18 protein-coding genes are annotated in these 17460 nt (G+C 63.1%); 4 read left to right on the top strand and 14 right to left on the bottom strand.

Annotated features, from left to right (window positions below; translation table 11 throughout):
* The first annotated feature begins 479 nt into the window (after positions 1 to 479).
* The gene (gene arfA, locus ACK59Z_RS04785) at positions 480 to 644 is read left to right on the top strand and encodes an alternative ribosome rescue factor ArfA (RefSeq protein ID WP_003249747.1); all 165 of its coding nucleotides are present in this window, start codon (positions 480 to 482) and stop codon (positions 642 to 644) included.
* A 60-nt stretch (positions 645 to 704) separates the two neighbouring features.
* Positions 705 to 2021, top strand: a complete 1317-nt coding sequence (locus tag ACK59Z_RS04780) for a lytic murein transglycosylase (RefSeq protein WP_012053806.1) — start codon at positions 705 to 707, stop codon at positions 2019 to 2021.
* Between the two features lie 33 nt (positions 2022 to 2054).
* Here the strand turns inward: ACK59Z_RS04780 and ACK59Z_RS04775 are convergent, their stop codons facing one another.
* The 13 genes from ACK59Z_RS04775 to ACK59Z_RS04715 all read right to left on the bottom strand — a co-directional run bounded on the left by ACK59Z_RS04775 (position 2055) and on the right by ACK59Z_RS04715 (position 14438).
* On the bottom strand, positions 2055 to 2993 hold the full coding sequence (locus ACK59Z_RS04775) for an LD-carboxypeptidase (RefSeq protein WP_003249744.1): 939 nt from the start codon (positions 2991 to 2993) through the stop codon (positions 2055 to 2057).
* A 98-nt stretch (positions 2994 to 3091) separates the two neighbouring features.
* Entirely contained in the window at positions 3092 to 4108 is a 1017-nt protein-coding gene (gene lipA, locus ACK59Z_RS04770; protein ID WP_003249742.1) for a lipoyl synthase, read from the bottom strand.
* Positions 4109 to 4110: 2 nt separating this feature from the next.
* Complete coding sequence (lipB, locus tag ACK59Z_RS04765) at positions 4111 to 4758, bottom strand: lipoyl(octanoyl) transferase LipB (RefSeq protein ID WP_003249738.1); 648 nt, start codon at positions 4756 to 4758, stop codon at positions 4111 to 4113.
* A complete protein-coding gene (locus tag ACK59Z_RS04760; RefSeq protein WP_003249736.1) occupies positions 4758 to 5033 on the bottom strand; it encodes a DUF493 domain-containing protein in 276 nt (91 codons plus the stop codon). Before ACK59Z_RS04760 ends, lipB begins: the two co-directional genes overlap by 1 nt.
* A gap of 73 nt (positions 5034 to 5106) precedes the next feature.
* Positions 5107 to 6267 carry a D-alanyl-D-alanine carboxypeptidase family protein gene (locus tag ACK59Z_RS04755; RefSeq protein WP_003249733.1) on the bottom strand — a complete coding sequence of 387 codons (1161 nt, stop codon included), beginning with the start codon at positions 6265 to 6267 and terminating at the stop codon, positions 5107 to 5109.
* Positions 6268 to 6487: 220 nt separating this feature from the next.
* Complete coding sequence (locus ACK59Z_RS04750; protein ID WP_003249731.1) at positions 6488 to 7489, bottom strand: septal ring lytic transglycosylase RlpA family protein; 1002 nt, start codon at positions 7487 to 7489, stop codon at positions 6488 to 6490.
* Positions 7489 to 8499, bottom strand: a complete 1011-nt coding sequence (gene mltB, locus ACK59Z_RS04745; RefSeq protein ID WP_108191014.1) for a lytic murein transglycosylase B — start codon at positions 8497 to 8499, stop codon at positions 7489 to 7491. The genes ACK59Z_RS04750 and mltB overlap by 1 nt, the downstream gene beginning before the upstream one ends.
* A gap of 17 nt (positions 8500 to 8516) precedes the next feature.
* Positions 8517 to 9620, bottom strand: coding sequence for a rod shape-determining protein RodA (rodA, locus tag ACK59Z_RS04740; RefSeq protein ID WP_003249727.1), 1104 nt, complete (start codon positions 9618 to 9620; stop codon positions 8517 to 8519).
* A gap of 38 nt (positions 9621 to 9658) precedes the next feature.
* Positions 9659 to 11548, bottom strand: coding sequence for a penicillin-binding protein 2 (mrdA, locus tag ACK59Z_RS04735; protein ID WP_003249725.1), 1890 nt, complete (start codon positions 11546 to 11548; stop codon positions 9659 to 9661).
* Positions 11549 to 11564: 16 nt separating this feature from the next.
* Positions 11565 to 12032 (bottom strand): 23S rRNA (pseudouridine(1915)-N(3))-methyltransferase RlmH, encoded by a 468-nt coding sequence (rlmH, locus tag ACK59Z_RS04730; protein ID WP_003249722.1) that lies wholly within the window; start codon positions 12030 to 12032, stop codon positions 11565 to 11567.
* Positions 12033 to 12042: 10 nt separating this feature from the next.
* Positions 12043 to 12462: a ribosome silencing factor gene (gene rsfS / locus ACK59Z_RS04725; RefSeq protein ID WP_009685825.1), complete on the bottom strand. Its 420-nt coding sequence runs from the start codon at positions 12460 to 12462 to the stop codon at positions 12043 to 12045.
* A 43-nt stretch (positions 12463 to 12505) separates the two neighbouring features.
* Positions 12506 to 13198, bottom strand: coding sequence for a nicotinate-nucleotide adenylyltransferase (nadD, locus tag ACK59Z_RS04720; RefSeq protein ID WP_010955423.1), 693 nt, complete (start codon positions 13196 to 13198; stop codon positions 12506 to 12508).
* Positions 13167 to 14438 (bottom strand): glutamate-5-semialdehyde dehydrogenase, encoded by a 1272-nt coding sequence (locus tag ACK59Z_RS04715; RefSeq protein ID WP_003249715.1) that lies wholly within the window; start codon positions 14436 to 14438, stop codon positions 13167 to 13169. The genes nadD and ACK59Z_RS04715 overlap by 32 nt, the downstream gene beginning before the upstream one ends.
* Before the next feature lie 330 nt (positions 14439 to 14768).
* Between ACK59Z_RS04715 and ACK59Z_RS04710 the strand changes: the two genes are divergently transcribed.
* Together ACK59Z_RS04710 and ACK59Z_RS04705 are read left to right on the top strand one after the other, a co-directional pair.
* Positions 14769 to 15437, top strand: coding sequence for a DNA-3-methyladenine glycosylase (locus ACK59Z_RS04710; RefSeq protein ID WP_003249713.1), 669 nt, complete (start codon positions 14769 to 14771; stop codon positions 15435 to 15437).
* A gap of 2 nt (positions 15438 to 15439) precedes the next feature.
* Positions 15440 to 16756 (top strand): bifunctional DedA family/phosphatase PAP2 family protein, encoded by a 1317-nt coding sequence (locus ACK59Z_RS04705; protein WP_004576853.1) that lies wholly within the window; start codon positions 15440 to 15442, stop codon positions 16754 to 16756.
* A gap of 111 nt (positions 16757 to 16867) precedes the next feature.
* Here ACK59Z_RS04705 and ACK59Z_RS04700 read toward each other — a convergent pair whose 3' ends face one another.
* Positions 16868 to 17458: an LON peptidase substrate-binding domain-containing protein gene (locus ACK59Z_RS04700; protein ID WP_003249708.1), complete on the bottom strand. Its 591-nt coding sequence runs from the start codon at positions 17456 to 17458 to the stop codon at positions 16868 to 16870.
* Positions 17459 to 17460 lie beyond the last annotated feature (2 nt).

Genomic DNA, 17460 nt, shown 5'->3' with positions numbered 1-17460 from the left:
GCCGTCGTGGAGGCGGTTTTCCCCGCGAAGGGGCCGGCCGTGCTACCCAACCCCCCCCCGCCGTTCACCGTTGCCGCCGCCACCGTATTCGCGGGTAAACCCGCTCCTACACACGCATCGAAGGTTGGGCGCAGGCCGTCGTAGGAGCGGGTTTACCCGCGAAAGGGCCGGACCTGCTAATCAATCTCCACCCACCGTTCACCGTTGCCGCCGCCACCGTATTCGCGGGTAAACCCGCTCCTACACACGCATCGAAGGTTGGGTGCAGGCCGTCGTAGGAGCGGGTTTACCCGCGAAGAGGCCGGACCTGCTAATCAATCTCCACCCACCGTTCACCGTTACCGCCGCCACCGTATTCGCGGGTAAACCCGCTCCTACACATAGGCACCAGCGCCTCGACCATATACACAATCAATTGGCCCCCACCCTTCGGGGAGCCTACAGTGCGCCCGAAACTCACCCAACCCGGGAAGCCCACCATGAGCAAAAAGCCGAAAAAGCACGGCCCCAACAAGGCCAAGTCCATCGTTGCCCAGCCACTGTTCCGCTGCCGCCAGGAACAACCGAACAAGGGCAAAGGCAGCTACCGCCGCGAAGCCTTCCAATCGAGAGATTGGGAGGCTTCCTACTTTTTGGCTGCATGAAAGCATCGCAAGCGCAGGCATGATATGGTCGTCACCTGACCTGCAACTCTGGATCTGTGCATGCTCTTCCGTCTTATCCCCCGCTGGGAAACCCGCCAGCTGATCGCGGCCTCCAGCTTCATTCTGCTCGTGGCCTGTGCGGAAAAGCCCACCGCCGCCGACGCGCTGCCGCTGGCCCCTGCCCAACCCAATCCCGTGGTGACCGTGCCCGGCGCAACGCCCGACGTCAGCACTGACATCCAGCCCCTGCAAACCTTCGCCCAATGGCAAGCAGGCTTCCGCGAGCAGGCACTGCAAGCCGGCATTTCGCCGAGCACCTTCGACCGCGCCTTCCTCGGTGTCACCCCCGACCTGGACGTGATCAAGGCAGACCGCAGCCAGCCGGAGTTCACCCGCCCGGTGTGGGAATACCTCGAAGGCGCCCTGTCGCCCCTGCGTGTGCGCAACGGCAAAAAGCTGCTGGAGCAGAACGCCGAACTGCTGACTCGCCTTGAGCAACGCTATGGCGTGGACCGCCAGGTGCTGGTCGCGGTGTGGGGCATGGAAAGCAACTTCGGCCAGTTCCAGGGCAGCAAGTCGGTGATCCGCTCGCTGGCCACTTTGGCCTATGAGGGCCGCCGCCCACAGTTCGCCCAGGACCAGCTGATTGCCGCGTTGCAGATCATCCAGCACGGTGACATCCAGCCTGAAGCCATGCGTGGCTCGTGGGCCGGCGCCATGGGCCAGACCCAATTCATCCCGACCACCTACAACACCCATGCCGTGGACTTCGACGGCGATGGCCGCCGCGACATCTGGAACAGCACACCAGACGCCCTGGCCTCAACAGCGCACTACCTGCAAAGTTCGGGCTGGAAACGCGGCCAACCGTGGGGCTTCGAGGTACAGGTGCCGGCCGGCTTCGACTTCTGGCAGGCCGATGGTGCACTGCGCAAACCGGTGAGTGAATGGCTGGCGATGGGCGTGAAACTGCCAGCGGGTACCCAGCTGCCGCCAGGTAGCAACCAGCTGTCTGCCGCCCTGCTGCTGCCGGCCGGTGCACGCGGCCCGGCGTTCCTGGTGCTGGACAACTTCCGCGCCATCCTCAAGTACAACAACTCGTCGTCCTATGCACTGGCGGTGAGCCTGCTCGGGGATCGCTTCAGCGGCTGGGGCTTCATTGCCGGCAGCTGGCCGAAAGAGGACCTGCCGCTCAGCCGCAGCGAGCGCATGGAGTTGCAGAACTTGCTGAACAGCCGCGGGCATGATGCGGGTAATGCCGATGGTATTATCGGGGCCAATACCCGCAAGGCGATCCGCAATGCCCAGCAAGGGCTGGGATGGCCGGCGGATGGCTACCCGACCCATAAGCTGCTTGAGAGCCTGCGCCAGCAGTAAGCATTTCGGGGCCGCTGCGCGGCCCCGGTAATCTCACGCCCTGAACAGATCCTGCTCCAGCACCAGTGTTTGCTGAACACTGTCCAGCCTCACCCGAGCCCCCAGGGGCAAGCATACATTCGGGTCACAGTGCCCGCTGCGCCAACCCGCCAGCACCGGCACACCCAGCGGTGCAAACGTATCCTCCAGCAACGGCGTCAGCGCCGCTGTAGTAATCCCGGCAAAGTCGCCCACCAACACGCCTTTGATCCCCTCCAGCTTGCCTGCCAGGCGTAACTGGGTCAGCAACCGATCCACCCGGTACAACGGCTCGTTGACGTCCTCGATGAACAGGATGCAGCCCTGGGTATCCAGCTCGGCAAGGGTCCCCATGGTCGCCCCCAGCATCGACAGGTTGCCACCCAGCAGCGGTCCGCTGGCCACCCCCGGCAGCACGCAGTCCAATGCGAAGCCCGCCGGGTGCGCGACCTGCTCGCCTGCCCTCACATGCCCACCCAGTTGCGCCAGCAACGACGACTCGGTCGGTGGCAACTTGGCCCCCAACAGGTCGGCATTGAGCATCCCCCCGTGGAAGGTCAGCAGCCCGGCATGCCGGTAGATCGCCGTATGCAGCGCGGTGATGTCGCTGTAGCCGATCAGCGGCTTGGGGTTGCGCCGGATCAGTTCAAAGTCGAGCTGGTCAAGCAGGCGCATGCTGCCGTAGCCCCCACGCATGCACAGGATGGCGTCCATGGCCGGATCGGCAAACGCTGCATGCAAGTCCTGCAGGCGCTGCTGGTCCGGCCCCGCCAGGTAGCCCTGCGCCTGCAGGGCACCCGGGTAGATACGGCACCGGTAGCCGCGGTCAACGAACCACTGGCTAACCTTCTGCGCATCAAGCCGCGCCGCGCCCGCCGGGGCGACAATGGCAAAACATGCGTTGGCCGGCAGCGCGGCTGGCAGGGTGGGTTGGAAGGTTTTGGCGCAATACATCGCGACTCCTTGCAGCGCATGGGACACAAACAAAAATGCCGATGCCGCCCTTGGGCGCGCATCGGCATCTGTGGCTCTGCTCTAGGCTAGCGCATAGCTCAGAGCTTGATCTTGGCTTCGTGGGCCTGCTGGTCGGCGTGGTACGAAGAACGCACCAGCGGGCCAGAGGCAACGTTCTTGAAGCCCATCTTGTAACCTTCCTCGGCGAACCAGGCAAAGGTGTCCGGGTGAACGAAACGCTGCACCGGCAAGTGGCTACGCGACGGCTGCAGGTACTGGCCAAGGGTGAGCATGTCGATGTCATGCTCGCGCATGCGATGCATCACTTCGATCACTTCCTCATCGGTTTCGCCCAGGCCGAGCATCAGGCCGGACTTGGTCGGTACGTGTGGCACCAACTGCTTGAATTTCTGCAGCAAGTCCAGCGACCAGTCATAGTCCGAGCCCGGGCGCGCGGCCTTGTACAGGCGCGGTACGGTCTCGAGGTTGTGGTTGAACACATCTGGTGGCTCTTGCGCGGTGATTTCCAGGGCAACGTCCATACGGCCACGGTAGTCCGGCACCAAGGTCTCCAACTGCACGCCCGGCGACAGCGCACGGATTTCCCGGATGCAGTCAGCAAAGTGCTGGGCACCGCCGTCACGCAGGTCGTCGCGGTCCACCGAGGTGATCACCACATACTTCAGGCGCAGGTCGGCAATGGCAACCGCCAGGTTTTTCGGCTCGTCCAGATCCAGCGGCTTCGGTCGGCCATGGCCAACGTCGCAGAACGGGCAACGACGGGTGCAGATGTCACCCATGATCATGAAGGTGGCGGTACCACCCGAGAAGCACTCGCCCAGGTTCGGGCAGGAGGCCTCTTCGCATACGCTGTGCAGTTTGTGCTTGCGCAGCAGTTGTTTGATGCGGTCTACCTCGGGCGACACCGGGATACGCACGCGAATCCAGTCGGGCTTCTTTGGCAGCTCATCGGTAGGGATGATCTTCACCGGGATGCGCGCGACTTTGTCGGCACCACGCAGCTTGACCCCAGCTTCCACCTTCTTCGGCGCTGGGCGCGGGGTGGCATCCTGGGTAGGTATCAGGTTCGGCACGGCTTCTTGCACAGTTGTCATATTCAGTCGATTCCGCCCGTGAGGGTCGTCTGCTCAGCGTAGTCGAGGTGCTTGACCAGCTGTCCGCGCAGCCTTGTCCTGACCTCGTCGAGTTCGATCGGACCTGCCAGATCGCGCAGCTGGGTCATCGCCAGCCCCGCATAGCCGCAGGGGTTGATTCGGCGGAATGGCGCAAGGTCCATGTCCACGTTCAGGGCAAGGCCGTGAAACGAACGGCCGTTGCGAATTCGCAGGCCGAGGGAGGCGATTTTCGCTCCGTCGACATAGACACCCGGGGCATCGGGCTTAGCAGACGCCTGAACAGCATAGCTGGCGAGCAGGTCGATGAGGGCCAGCTCGATACGGCTGACCAGCTCACGCACGCCAAAGCCCAGCCGGCGCACATCCAGCAGCAGGTAAGCCACCAGCTGCCCGGGGCCATGGTAGGTGACCTGGCCGCCGCGGTCGGTCTGCACCACCGGGATGTCGCCCGGCACCAGCAGGTGCTCGGCCTTGCCGGCCTGCCCCTGGGTGAAGACCGCAGGGTGCTCGACCAGCCAGATTTCATCCTGGCTGTCCGGGCTGCGCTGCTCGGTAAAACGACGCATGGCCTCCAGCACCGGTTCATAGGGCTGCAGGCCAAGCTCGCGAAAACCGAGGCAGGCGGACATCAAAGCACCATTTTCACGATGCCGGTAGCGCGCAGGGCGCTGTTGATATCGTGCAACTGGTTCTCGCTTTCGGCAACGATGTGCAATTGCACGGTGGTGTACTTGCCTTCCTTGCTCTGGCGTTCGGCCAGGGTGGAAAGGTCGACTTTGGCGTGCTTGCTGAGAATCTCGATGACCGTGTCCTTGAAACCGACAACGGTGTCACCGATGACCTTGATCGGGTAATCGTCGCAAGGGAATTCGATCTTGTGCGACTTGACGTCTGGTTCGCTCATGGCGGAAACGGCCTCGTAAGCCGTGGCAACAACAACACCCCCGCGGTAGGCGCGGGGGCATGCAGGTCACGTATCAGTTGAACAACCCGTAGAAGAATAGACGGATGCTATCCCACATACGGCGGAAGAAACCACCTTCCTCGACGCCATCAAGGGCAATCAGGTCGGCGCTGTGAACCACTTTCTCGTCCAGTTTGACTTCCACTTTGCCGATCACGTCACCTTTGGCGATCGGTGCGGTGAGCTGCGGGTTCATGGTCATCGAAGCCTGCAGGCGCTTCAATTGGCCTTTAGGCATAGTCATGGTCAGGTCGTCAGCCAGGCCAGCCTTGATCTGGCTGGTAGCGCCCTTCCAGACCGGGGCCTGGGTCAGCTCGGTGCCCTTCTGGTAGAAGGTCTGGGTTTCGAAGAAGCGGAAACCGTAGGTCAGCAGCTTCTGGGTTTCGGCAGCACGCGATTGTTCGCTGTTGGTACCGAACACCACGGCGATCAGGCGCTGGCCGTCACGAACGGCCGACGCCACCATGCAGTAGCCGGCTTCGTCGGTGTGACCGGTTTTCAGGCCATCGACGGTCTTGTCGCGCCACAGCAGCAGGTTGCGGTTAGGCTGCTTGATGTTGTTCCAGAAAAACTCTTTCTGCGAGTAGATGGCGTAGTGGGCCGGGTCGACATTGATGATCGCACGGGCCAGGGTTGCCATGTCGTGCGCCGACGAGTAGTGCTCGGGGTTCGGCAGGCCGGTCGGGTTCATGAAGTGGCTGTTGGTCATGCCCAGGTCGGCAGCCGTCTTGTTCATCATGTCGGCAAAGGCATCTTCGCTGCCGGCGATGTGCTCGGCCAACGCGACCGAGGCGTCGTTACCGGACTGGATGATGATGCCGTGCAGCAAGTCGCTGACCGTGACCTGGCTGCCAACCTTGATGAACATGCGCGAACCGCCGGTACGCCAGGCGTTTTCGCTGACGGTAACCGGGTCGCTTTCACCGATCTGGCCGCGGCGGATGTCCAGGGTGGCGATGTAGGCGGTCATCAGCTTGGTCAGGCTGGCTGGCGGCAGGCGCTCGTCACCGTTGTTCTCGACCAGCACGTTGCCGCTGGACGCGTCCATGAGTACGTAGGACTTGGCTGCCAGTTGGGGTGGCGCAGGCGTCATCTGCTCCGCCGCGAAGGCGGCAGGCGTGATCAGCAGCAGTACAGGCAGGCAAAGTCGTTTGGCAAGGTTGGTGATGTTCATCCGTCTCTCGAAAATCGCTAATGGTCTGAGATGTTCCCTGGGCAAGATCATGTGCCCAGCGCCAGTCAGTCTAGTTTTATGGCCAATGGCCTGGCCCGCGAACGTGCGGCTTTATGTCGCTGCGGGCAAAAGCGGTCATTGTACATGGCCGCGACCGGCAATTCATGACAAAACCGATAGTTTGGTGTTGCCGTCTTCGCAGGCGCGCCCGCCCCCACAGTCAGTCTGCTGTGACCAGCTTTGCCTGCCCCAAGTTCGCCAGGCGAATGCTGTCTTGTGCTTGCTGGATCTCGCCCTGGCTGCCGATCGGCCCCAGGCGCACGCGGTGCAGGGTCTGCTGGTTACGCACGATCGAGCTGATGAACACGGGTGCATTGACCATGGTGCTGAGCTTGGCGCGCAGCAACTCGGCAGCGTCCGGGTTGGCGAACGCGCCTACCTGCAAGAAACTGCCACCGCTACCGCCGGGCACGTTATTGCCACCCACCTGCACCGGTACCACGGGCGCGGCGTGCTGCTGTGGCGGCGGGGTCCATTGCTCGACACGCCCGGTACTGGCCGGTATTGCCTGGGTCTGGGCCACTTGCGGCTCTTTCAGCACCATAGGTGGGGTCTGGCCACGCTGGGCCCACCACTGCTGCGGGTCGATGCCCTCGACGCGCACGTGCGCGGTACCGATCTCGGCATAACCGAGCTTTTTTGCCGCAGCATAGGACAAATCGATGATGCGGTCGGAATAGAACGGGCCACGGTCGTTGACCCGCAGGATCACGCTGCGGTTATTGGCGAGGTTGGTCACCTTGACGTAGGCCGGCAGAGGCAGGGTCTTGTGAGCCGCGCTCATGCCATACAGGTCGTACAGTTCGCCATTGGCGGTGTTCTGCCCATGGAACTTGGTGCCGTACCACGACGCCGTACCCTCGGCGCGGTAGTTGCGCGAGTCCTGCATCGGGTAGTAGGTCTTGCCAAGCACCGTGTACGGGTTGGCCTTGTAGTTACCGGTGTGCACGGTCGGGGTCGCATCGGGGATCTTGTTAACATCCACGTCCCACCACGGTGCGCCGTCCTTGTGCGCCCGGTTGATGTCCAGGCCCGGCTGGCTGCGCACGACGTTACCACTGCTTTTCGGGGCCGGGCGGTTGGAAGAGCAGCTGGCCAGCGCCACACCGACGGCGAGGCAGGTGAGCAGCTTGAAAGCGTTGCCAGAGATGATTGCGCGCATTACTTGACGCCCCGTACTTGAACCAGCTGTTCCGCAAGCTGATGTACCGCCATGGCATACATCACACTGCGGTTGTAGCGAGTGATCGCGTAGAAGTTCTTCAGGCCCATCCAGTACTCGGGGCCGCTCTCGCCCTCGAGACGGAAGGCGGTAACCGGCAGATCATCGCGCAGCGAATCATGAACCGACCAGCCAAGCGTACGCAACTCCCCTACCGTTTTCACCGGCTCGATGCCGGTGGTCAGGCCTTCGTCGGCGCGTATGCCTTCCACCCAGGCGCGGCTGACCACACCCTCGCCGGCCACCCAGCCGTGGCGCTTGAAGTAGCTGGCCACACTGCCGATGGCATCGTCAGGGTTGTTCCAGATATTGATGTGGCCGTCCCCGTCGAAGTCCACCGCGTAGTTGCGGAAGCTGCTTGGCATGAACTGCGGCAGCCCCATGGCGCCAGCGTACGAGCCCTTGAGCGTCAAGGGGTCGAGCTGCTCATCCCGGGCCAGCAGCAGGAACTCACGCAGCTCCTTGCGGAAGAACTCGGCCCGTGGCGGGTAGTCGAAGCCCAGCGTCGACAGGGCGTCGATCACCCGGTAGTTGCCGGTATTGCGGCCAAAAAAGGTTTCCACGCCGATGATTGCGACAATGTACTGCGCAGGTACGCCGTACTCCTGCTCGGCACGTGCCAATACAGCCTCGTGCTGACGCCAGAAATCCACACCGCGAGCGATACGTGCATCGGTGATGAACATCGGCCGATAGTCCTTCCACGGCTTGACCCGCTCGGCCGGGCGCGATATGGCGTCGAGGATCGACTGCTTGCGCTGTACCTCACGGAACACACCCATCAGCTGCTCAGGCGCAAAACCATAGTCGCGGCTCATTTCGCCAACGAACGCGGCTACCTGGGGCGAGCCGTCGTATTCGCCGGCATGGGCCAGCTGTACAGCGCCGAACAGGCCCACCGCACCGATCCAAGGCGCACAACGGGCAGCCCAGTTACGCACTGCTTGCATGAAATTGTTCACCTTATTCAAACCTGCGCGATCCATTTGCGGTGCGTATGGATCGACATCAAAACGCCAAACGCTGACAGCAGCGTCACCAACGATGTTCCGCCATAGCTGATGAAAGGTAGCGGCACGCCCACCACGGGCAGAAGGCCACTTACCATTCCGATATTGACGAACACGTATACAAAAAAAGTCATGGTCAGGCTGCCCGCAAGCAGCTTGCCGAACAGGGTCTGCGCCTGGGCGGTGATCACCAGACCACGGCCGATCAGCAGCAGGTAGACAATCAGCAGCAGGCAGATGCCAACCAGGCCGAACTCCTCGCCGAGCACGGCGATGATGAAGTCGGTGTGGCTTTCCGGCAAAAAGTCCAGGTGCGACTGCGTGCCAAGCAGCCAGCCTTTGCCAAACACCCCGCCCGAGCCGATCGCCGCCTTGGACTGGATGATGTTCCAACCGGTGCCCAACGGGTCGCTTTCAGGGTCGAGGAAGGTCAATACCCGCTGCTTCTGGTAGTCGTGCATGACGAAGAACCACATGGCCACCGCGACGGGCACGGCTGCCGCCAGCACGCTGAGGATCCAGCGCCAGCGCAAGCCGCCCATGAACAGCACGAAGGCACCGGAGGCCAGGATCAGCAGCGCAGTCCCCAGGTCGGGCTGACGTACGATCAGCATGAACGGCACGCCGATCAGCACCAGGCTGATCGCCACGTGCTTCAAATGGGGCGGCAAGGTGCGCTTGGACAGGTACCAGGCGATGGTCGCCGGCATGATGATCTTCATGAATTCCGAGGGCTGGAAGCGGATCACCCCCGGAATGTTGATCCAGCGCGTGGCACCCATGGCGTTGTGGCCCATCACGTCCACCACTACCAGCAACAGCACCCCGGCCAGGTAGGCCAGCGGCACCCAACGCGCCATGAAGCGCGGCTCCAGCTGGGCGATGACGAACATCGACACCAGACCGATGCCAAACGAGGTGGCTTGCTTGAGCAGCAGGTCCCAGTTCTTGCCACTGGCCGAATACAGTACGAACAGGCTGCCGGCCGCAAGGGTCAGCAGAATGATCAGCAAGGGGCCGTCGATATGAATGCGTTGCAGAAAGCTCGCACGCCGACGCATCACATCCTCGCTGGAGAGCATGCGATCGAAATTGTTCATCACAGGGCCGATTCCTGGGTAACGGTGGCGGGCGCGAACTCGGGTTTGAGCCGGCCGTTTTCGTCGAGCAGCCAGGCGTCCATGATCTGGCGAACCACCGGAGCGGCGACACCCGAGCCGGACTCACCGTTCTCGACCATCACCGAAACCACGATTTTCGGGGCTTCGGCTGGGGCAAACGCGACGAACAAGGCATGGTCGCGGTGGCGCTCCTGGAGTTTGTTGCGGTCATACTTCTCGCCCTGCTTGATCGCCACCACCTGGGCGGTGCCGCTCTTGCCGGCAATGCGGTACTGGGCACCGGCTGCTGCCTTGCGCGCGGTACCGCGGGCGTTGTGCATCACCTGTTCCATGCCATGGGTGACCTTGGCCCAGTCGGACTTGTCACGCAGCACGATGTCTTCCATGGGGTTGTCGTCCACCGGCGGCAGGCCTTCGATGGTCTTGGCCAGGTGTGGGCGGTTCCACACACCTTTGTTGGCGATCAATGCAGTGGCCTGGGCCAGCTGCAGCGGCGTGGCCTGCATGTAACCCTGGCCGATGCCGAGAATCAGGGTTTCGCCGGGGAACCAGGCCTGGCGTCGGGTGGCACGCTTCCATTCGCGCGACGGCATCAACCCGGCAGACTCCTCGAACATATCGAGGGATACCCGCTGGCCGATACCGAACTTGTTCATGTAGCTGGACAACCGATCGATGCCCATCTTGTGTGCAAGGTCATAGAAGTAGGTGTCGTTCGAGCGCATGATGGCGGTGTCCAGGTCGACCCAGCCATCACCGGAGCGGTTCCAGTTACGGTATTTATGGTCATAGTTGGGCAACTGGTAGTAGCCAGGGTCGAACACCCTGCTACTGGCATTCACGACGCCACTGTCCAGACCGGCAATAGCCACCGCCGGCTTGATGGTCGACCCCGGCGGGTAAAGGCCACGCAGCACGCGGTTGAACAGCGGCCGATCGATCGAATCGCGCAATTCGGCATAGGCCTTGAAGCTGATGCCGGTGACGAACAGGTTGGGGTCGAAGCTAGGCTGACTCACCATCGCCAGCACCTCGCCGGTGCGCGGGTCGAGCGCAACCACTGCACCGCGCCGGCCTCCCAGGGCGGCTTCAGCGGCCTCCTGCAGCTTGATGTCCAGGCTCAGCACAATGTCCTTGCCCGGCTTCGGGTCGGTGCGCTTGAGCACCCGCAGCACACGGCCACGGGCGTTGGTCTCGACTTCCTCGTAACCCACCTGACCGTGCAGGGCGGCCTCGTAGAAGCGCTCGATGCCGGTCTTGCCGATATGGTGGGTACCGCTGTAGTTCACCGGGTCGAGCGTTTTCAGCTCTTTCTCGTTGATCCGCCCTACATAACCCACCGAATGGGCAAAATGCGCACCCTGCGGGTAATGCCGCACCAGCTGGGCCACCACCTCGACACCCGGCAGGCGGAACTGGTTTACCGCCACGCGGGCAATCTGCTCTTCGTTGAGCTCGAACAGGATTGGCACCGGCTCGAATGGCCGGCGGCCTTGGCGCATGCGCTTCTCGAACAGGGCACGGTCGTCAGCGGTGAGCTCAAGCACTTCGACGATGGTATCCAGCACTTCCTGCCAGTTACCCGCACGTTCGCGGGTCATCGACAGGCTGAAGCTGGGCCGGTTGTCGGCAACGATCACCCCGTTGCGGTCGAAGATCAACCCGCGGGTCGGCGGGATCGGCTGCACATGCACCCGGTTGTTCTCCGACAGCGTGGAGTGGTAGTCGTACTGGATGATCTGCAGGTAGTACAGCCGTGCGATCAACACGCAGACAAGCAGCATGATCGCGACTGCGCCGACCACGACGCGGTTGCGCACCAGGCGGGCGTCTTTCTCGTGGTCCTTGAGACGGATCGGCTGCGACATCGGACTGCTTACAGGCTCATTTGTGGTAAGGGTGCCCGGACAACACGGTCCAGGCGCGGTAGATCTGCTCGCCGATGAGTATCCTTACCAACGGGTGCGGCAACGTCAGCGGCGACAGCGACCAACGTTGCTCGGCGCGTGCGCAAACCTCAGGCGCCAGGCCCTCCGGGCCACCCACCATCAAATTCACCGTGCGCGCATCCAGGCGCCAGCGGTCCAGCTCGGTGGCCAGCTGTTCGGTACTCCAGGGCTTGCCATGGACCTCGAGGGTGACAATGCGTTCCCCAGGCTGCACCTTGCTCAGCATGGCTTCGCCCTCCTGACGGATCAGGCGGGCGACGTCGGCATTCTTGCCACGGGTATTCAGCGGGATTTCCACCAGCTCCAGCGACAGCTCGGCGGGCAGGCGCTTGGCATATTCATGCCAGCCTTCCTCGACCCACTTCGGCATGCGCGAGCCGACCGCAATCAGGCGCAGACGCACAGCGCTTTCCTCATTCGCGGTCTTTGAGCTTGTCGGAGTACTCGTGGGCATGGTCCGGGCTGTGGTGCTTGCCATCGGCGGCACGGCTTTGCTCGGCACCCTGCCACAGGCGCTCAAGGTCGTAGAACTGGCGGGCAGCGGCGGTCATCATGTGCACGATGACGTCGTTCAGGTCCAGCAGCACCCAGTCGCTGTCGCCCTTGCCTTCTTCACCCAGTGGCTGGGCGCCCTTGGCCTTGACGGCTTCACGGACCTTTTCGGCCATCGCGTTGATCTGGCGGTTGGAGGTACCGGTGGCAATGATCATGTAGTCGGTCAGGCTGTGCTTCTCGCGCACGTCGATGACCTGGATGTCCTGGGCCTTGACGTCTTCCAGCGCTGCCTTGGTCACTGCGACCAGTTCTTCGCCGTAAATTTTCTGCTTGGTCATATAAAACTCGTTCAACTCGTTGGATGAGGCGCCAGAGGCACCGTCAGTTGGGCGCACGATACAGTTCGTGCGCCTCGATATAGGCCAGTACGGCGTCCGGCACCAGGAACCTCACCGATTTGCCGCTGGCCAGCAGCTGTCGGATCTGTGTAGCCGACACCGCAAGCGGCGTCTGCCAGACGAACGAAATATTTCCCGCCGGGCCGGACATGGCGGTGGGATCGCTCTCCGAGCGCGCAGCCAACAGGTTGCGCAACTCGTCAGGGGGTTCTACGTCGGCATCCGGACGTTGCAGTACCAGGATGTGACAGTGTTGCAGCAATTCTTCCCAGCGATGCCAGGCGGGCAGACCACAGAAGGCATCCCAACCCAGCACCAGGAACAGCTGGTCGTGGCCGGACAGCTCGGCGCGGATCGATTCCAGCGTATCGATGGTGTACGACGGCTTGTCACGTTCCAGCTCGCGGGCATCGACGCTCAGGCAAGCGACGCCCTGCACCGCTTCACGGACCATGGCCAGGCGATCCTGCGCGGCCACCTGTGGCGTGTCGCGGTGCGGCGGCCGGGCATTGGGCAACAGGCGTAGCTCATCCAGCCCCATGAACTCGGCCACTTCCAGCGCGCTGCGCAAGTGGCCGATATGCACGGGGTCGAAGGTACCACCTAGAATGCCGATACGCCGGACTGCCTGGGCCTTGCTCAACTCAGCAGGACCCCTGGCCGCGCAACTGGCCATCGCCGATCACCACGTACTTCTCGCAGGTCAGGCCTTCCAGGCCGACAGGGCCGCGGGCATGCAGCTTGTCGGTGGAAATACCGATTTCCGCACCCAGGCCGTACTCGAAGCCATCGGCAAAGCAGGTCGGGGTGTTGAGCATGACCGACGCCGAATCGACCTCAGCCATGAACTGACGGGCTTCACCCTGGTGTTCGCTGATGATCGAGTCGGTGTGGTGCGAGCCATAGTGGTTGATGTGCTCGATGGCCTGGTTCAGGCCGTCGACCACGCGAATCGACAGGATCGCATCGAGGTATTCCGTGTGCCAGTCGGCTTCGGTGGCCGGTTTGGCGCTGATGATAGCCTGGGTACGCTCGCAACCGCGCAGCTCCACGCCCTTCTCCACGAAGCGGCGGGCCATTTCTGGCAGGAAGCGCTCAGCCACTTGTTGGTCGACCAGCAGCGTTTCCATGGCACCGCAGATGCCGTAGCGGTAGGTCTTGGCGTTGAAAGCCACATTCCAGGCCTTGTCCAGGTCGGCATGCTGGCTGACATAGATGTGGCAGATGCCGTCCAGGTGCTTGATCACCGGCACGCGGGCATCGCGGCTGATGCGCTCGATCAGGCCACGGCCTCCGCGCGGTACGATGACATCGACGAATTCCGGCATGCTGATCAGCGCGCCCACCGCTTCGCGGTCGGTGGTTTCGACCACCTGCACCACCGCCGCCGGCAGGCCGGCTTCGGCCAGGCCACGCTGAATGCAGATGGCAATGGCGCGGTTGGAGTGGATGGCTTCGGAACCGCCACGCAGGATGGTTGCATTGCCCGACTTGAGGCACAGGCTGGCGGCATCAATGGTCACGTTCGGGCGCGATTCATAGATGATCCCGATCACCCCCAGCGGGGTACGCATCTTGCCTACCTGAATGCCCGATGGGCGGTAGCTCATGTCGCGAATGGCACCGACCGGGTCTGGCAGGCTGGCCACCTGGCGCAAGCCGGTGATCATGCCGTCGATACGCGCCGGGGTCAGCGCCAGACGGTCGAGCAGTGCGGGCTCCAGGCCACTGGCGCGGCCGGCGGCCAGGTCCAGCTCGTTGGCAGCGGTGAGTTCGGCACGGGCAGCGTCCAGCGCGTCGGCGGCGGCTTGCAGGGCGCGGTTCTTCTGCGCGGTGCTGGCACGGCCAATCACCCGGGAAGCCTCACGGGCAGCGCGACCCAAGCGGGTCATATAGTCAAGAACGGACTCAGTCATGGGTTCGGTGTCTTGGCGAAGGGGAAATCGGCTGATTATAACTGCCGCGCAGGTGTACGCCCAGCGGCGGGTGGCGGATGGTCGAAAATGGATGGGGCAATGTGTAGGAAAGATGTAACCGGGGTTATCGAGATTTCCATCGCCTGTTGCGGCCCTTTCGCGGGCGCGCCCGTTCCCACAGGGATTTCACAAGGCCTGGACCTATGCACCACCAGTGGGAGCGGGCATGCCCGCGAAAGGACCGGCACTGCCAACATCACCCTCCGATTCAGCCTCGATTAAGCCATTCATTGCTATCATCCCCGCCTCTCCAGCCACGAACTGCTCCGCATGCCAGCCCTGCCCGACAGCTTTTTCGACCGCGACGCCCAGACCCTGGCCAAGGCCCTGCTGGGCAAGGTCATCCGTCACCGCCATGGCGACCTTTGGCTGGCCGCGCGGATCATCGAGACCGAGGCCTACTACCTTTCCGACAAAGGTAGCCACGCTTCGCTCGGCTACACCGAAAAACGCAAGGCGCTGTTCCTGGATGGGGGGCATATCTACATGTACTACGCCCGCGGCGGCGACTCGCTGAACTTCAGCGCCCACGGGCCGGGCAACGCGGTGCTGATCAAGTCTGCCTATCCTTGGCAGGACGCCCTCTCGGGACCCGACAGCCTGGCGCAGATGCAACTGAACAACCCCGATGCAAGCGGCAATATCCGCCCGCAAGAGCGCCTGTGCGCCGGCCAGACCCTGCTATGCCGGGCCCTGGGCCTGAAAGTGCCGCATTGGGACGCCCAGCGTTTCGACGCCGAACGCCTGTACGTCGAGGACTGCGGCAACGCCGTGCCCCGAGTGATCCAGGCCGCTCGCCTGGGCATCCCGCACGGGCGCGACGAGCACCTGCCGTACCGCTTCGTCGATGCCGGGTACGCCCGCTTCTGCACGCGGAACCCGTTACGTCGCGGCCAAGTCGAAGGCCGTGATTTCTTCATTCTCGAACAAGGAAGCTGAACATGGGCCAATGGCTCGACAGCCTGACCGGCTGGCTCAGCGCCAACCCACAGTGGCTTGGCCTGGCGATTTTCCTGGTGGCCTGCATCGAATGCCTGGCCATCGCCGGCATTATCGTGCCGGGCACCGTACTGCTGTTCGCCGTGGCGGTACTGGCCGGCAGCGGCACGTTCAGCCTGGGCGAAACGCTGCTCCTCGGCTTTCTCGGCGGCCTGCTGGGCGACGCCTTGTCTTACACAGTGGGCAAGTACTTCCACCAGAACATCCGCCGCCTGCCGCTGCTACGCCACCATCCGGAATGGATCGGCAGCGCCGAAAGCTACTTCCAGCGTTATGGCATCGCCAGCCTGCTGGTAGGCCGCTTCATCGGCCCGCTGCGGCCGATGCTGCCAATGGTCGCCGGCATGTTCGACATGCCCCTGCCGCGCTTCATCGCTGTCAGCCTGCTGGCGGGTGCCGGCTGGTCGGTCGCCTACCTGCTACCCGGCTGGGCCACCGGCGCCGCCATGCGCCTGCCCCTGCCGGAAGGCTTCTGGCTGGACGCCGGGATCATCGCCGGCGCCCTCGCGGTGCTGATCGGCCTGAGCCTGAATACCAGCCTGCGAGACCAACGCCACGGCACCCGGCTGGTTGCCGCGCTCAGCTTCATCACCCTGGCCGGTGTATTCCTCGGCTGGCCCTACCTCCATGAGTTCGACCAAGGCGTGATGACACTGGTCCAGGAGCATCGCAGCCAGGCCATCGACAGCACCGTGGTGCTGGTGACACGGCTAGGCGATTTCCGCACCCAGTTGTTCCTCGGCGGCCTGCTGACCGGCCTGCTGCTGCTTGCCCGTCAGTGGCGACACGCATTTTTCGCCGCTGGCGCGTTGATGGGCACGGCGATCGCCAACGGCACACTGAAATGGCTATTTGCCCGGGCCAGGCCGGAAGTACTGACCGACCCACTGACCAGCTATAGCATGCCCAGCGGGCACAGCTCGGCATCGTTCGCGTTCTTCCTGGTAATGGCCGTACTGGCGGGGCGTGGCCAGCCACCACGCATGCGCCTGACCTGGGTGATGCTGGGGTGCATTCCGGCGCTGGCGATTGCCCTGTCGCGGGTGTACCTGGGGGCGCACTGGCCAACCGATATCCTGGCTGGGGCCCTGCTGGCCTGTTGCGTATGCGCACTCAGCCTGACATTGGTACAACGCCAGCAGACCCTGCCAGCTCTGCCGCTGCGGGTGTGGTGGCTGGTGTTGCCGGCATGTGTGGCGCTGCTGACGTTCTTCGCCATGCATGCGCTGCCGCAGGCGTTGGTCAGGTATCAATATTGATGTTGCCTGTGCCGGCCTATTCGCGGGTGAACCCGCTCCTACACTGGGTATCGCGCTTGTCGTAGGAGCGGGTTTACCCGCGAAGGGGCCGGAACAGGCAATACAGAACCATCAGGCGAACAACTCACCCTGAATCCGCTCCAGCAGCTTCTGGATTTCCCCCAGCCGCTGCTGCGGCGAATCGAGGGTCAGCAGGTCCAGCTTGTCTTCTTCCATGAACGGCAACAAGTACGCCAGCTGATTGGCCAGCGCCTGACGCCCGTCCACCGGGCGCGGCATGCCCAGCGCTTCGACCATGGGGTGCTCACCCAGGGCCACCAACAGCGCCAGCAGGTCGTCATCGGCCTCCAGCAACGGGCTGTCTGCCTGCTCCGGCAGCCATTGCACCTGGCCCACCAGCAACTGGTCCTTCTGCACCTCGGAGCTTTCCAGATTGAAGCGCCGCACGCCCTCGACGCGAATACCCAGCAAGCCATTATCCTGCTGCACGAAGTCGCGGATCACCGCTTCACAGCCGATCGAGGCGACCACCGGCGGCGCCTTGCCAACTTGTTCGCCCTCAAGGATGCACACCACACCAAACCCTTCGCCCTGCTTCATGCAGCGCCCGATCATGTCCAGGTAGCGTGCCTCGAAAATCTGCAAATCGAGGAAGCAGCCAGGAAACAGCACGGTATTGAGCGGAAACAGCGGTAGCGTCATCA

This window comes from Pseudomonas sp. KCJK9058 (assembly GCF_046230975.1).
In the GTDB taxonomy this organism is placed as follows: domain Bacteria; phylum Pseudomonadota; class Gammaproteobacteria; order Pseudomonadales; family Pseudomonadaceae; genus Aquipseudomonas; species Aquipseudomonas alloputida.
The sequence above is the reverse complement of the archived record's forward strand: the minus strand, read 5'-3'. Positions and strand labels throughout refer to the sequence as shown.